Below are 1,915 nucleotides of genomic sequence, written 5' to 3'. Positions count from 1 at the left end.
GCCGTCAACGCCATGATTTATATGCGAAATATCACGATTACGACAGCGAAATCAGCGACTTACTTGGAGAATGTGGGATCAGAACTTCACGCTGTGGGAGCATCTCTTCTGGTCACTTCTTCGTGTGATCATCGGCTTTCTTTGCGGAGCGGTCATTGGCATCCCTCTTGGCTATGCCATGGGTCTGAGCGACTGGTTCCGCGGCTGGTTCGATCCCATTGTAGAGTTCATGCGCCCGGTGCCGCCGCTTGCGTTGATCCCACTGGTTATCATTTGGGCTGGCATCGGAGAAAGTGGAAAGATCATTCTGCTTTTCCTGGCCGCTCTCTGGATCATGGTCATCTCGGCACGCGCAGGTGTGTCTGGTGTGGTGACAGCCAAGGTACACGCGGCCTATTCCTTGGGCGCGAGCCGCTGGCAGGTACTGCGATACGTGATCGTGCCGAACTCTCTGCCCGAAATTTTCACTGGTGCGCGGGTCGCTATGGGGGTCTGCTGGGGGACGGTGGTCGCGGCAGAATTGGTCGCTGCCGAGAAGGGGGCGGGCATGATGATCATGGTTGCCAGCCGGTTTCAGCTGACGGATATCGTTCTCATGGGGATCATCATGATTGGCGTGATAGGTTTCAGCATCGACATCCTAATGCGCAAGACAGAAAATTGGTTGGTACCATGGAAGGGCCGGATGTAGGCAACCTTTTGGGGAGCAGGGCACTGCTCATCCCACCAAAAACTGGCTAACCTTATCGCTATTAAACTGCTTGGTCGTTTCCGACACAAACGCCTCCACGATCCGGCGACTCTGGCCAGGAAGGTAACCAAGTACAAGGCGCAACGGATCTGGCTTCGGGACAATTGGTACACCAACGACTGAATGGCCCGAATACGTTTGCCAAGTTTTCGGATGCATGTGCAAAATAGAACAGCCCAAGCCAGCGCCAACCAACGATCGGACCATCTCCAGCGAGGTGGCGGTGGCCACAAGTCGTGGGGTGACCCCGGTCCATTCGAACAAGTGGCTGTAGTGTTCGCTGACCACCGGCAGGTCCAGAAGCACAAATTTTTCGCCGCTCATCTGCTCTAGGGAAACATGCCCGGCCTCCGCCAGAGGGTGCGACTTCGGCATTAATAAGTAGGCGGGCATTTCTAGAAGCGTCTTATAGGAAATTTCTGGTTTCAAGTTGCTGGAAACGCAGATGATGACGTCGAATTTCCCAGCCATCAACCCTGCCTGCGCGACGCTGTTGTCACATTCTACGAACTTAAGTGCTACATTGGAATTCCCATGGACCAGAGAGCTAACAATTTCGGGAATAAAGGCAGGTGCCACCGGGGCATAATACCCGACCGTTAATTGCCCGGTGAGACTTGTCCGCAGGTTGGCCCCGTCGTCCATCAAATGTTCATATTCTTGCAAAAGTCGACGAATCTTCGGTATCAACATCTGACCCGTAGCCGTCAACACGATCCCTTTGGATCTCTGTCGTGTCACAAGTTGTAGCTTGAAGCACTCTTCGACTTGATTGACTGCCGCCAAAACCGCAGAGGGCACAATATTCAGATCAGTTGCAGCGTGCGCAACGCTGCCCCGGTCGACCGCGGTTGCAAAATAATGCAATGCCTTCAATGAGAGCCTCATGTCTTCCCTCCAAAGTCGAAAATTGTGATTTGAATATACTCATATTTCTGTTTTTCAAATGATTTAGTTTAGTGAACACTTCAAGTGGAATTGCAGGGATACCTTGGTTCGGAGATGTCTGGAGTATGAACCGACATTCCCCAAGTGGCCCGCCGCTTGACTTCAAGATCGCCTGATTTTGCTCGCTGGGCAAGCGTTTTTCGCCCCGAGCGGTGTCTGTCGTCGCGCAAACGGCCGAAGTCGGGTGGATCAAGCCTCGAACCCGCAGCATTCTGG

2 protein-coding genes and 1 pseudogene are annotated in these 1,915 nt (G+C 53.2%); 1 reads left to right on the top strand and 2 read right to left on the bottom strand.

What is annotated here, in order from left to right:
* Nucleotides 1-79: 79 nt before the first annotated feature.
* Nucleotides 80-691 (top strand): annotated as a pseudogene (locus G5V65_RS21725) (ABC transporter permease subunit); the annotation flags it as partial.
* Nucleotides 692-718: 27 nt separating this feature from the next.
* Here G5V65_RS21725 and G5V65_RS21720 read toward each other — a convergent pair.
* Both G5V65_RS21720 and G5V65_RS22215 read right to left on the bottom strand, forming a co-directional pair.
* Nucleotides 719-1,639, bottom strand: coding sequence for a LysR family transcriptional regulator (locus tag G5V65_RS21720; protein WP_165054684.1), 921 nt, complete (start codon nucleotides 1,637-1,639; stop codon nucleotides 719-721).
* 80 nt (nucleotides 1,640-1,719) lie between these two features.
* Nucleotides 1,720-1,915: hypothetical protein (locus G5V65_RS22215; protein ID WP_206526931.1), on the bottom strand; the 196-nt coding region annotated here is incomplete at its 5' end.

This window comes from Paragemmobacter kunshanensis, assembly GCF_011059185.1.
Lineage (GTDB): Bacteria > Pseudomonadota > Alphaproteobacteria > Rhodobacterales > Rhodobacteraceae > Paragemmobacter > Paragemmobacter kunshanensis.
This window is presented reverse-complemented; position numbering and strand designations above follow the sequence as displayed.

Excerpts from the sequence above, each read along its gene's own strand:
- G5V65_RS21720 (WP_165054684.1), bottom strand. The coding sequence starts at position 1,639 with ATGAGGCTCTCATTGAAGGCATTGCATTATTTTGCAACCGCGGTCGAC.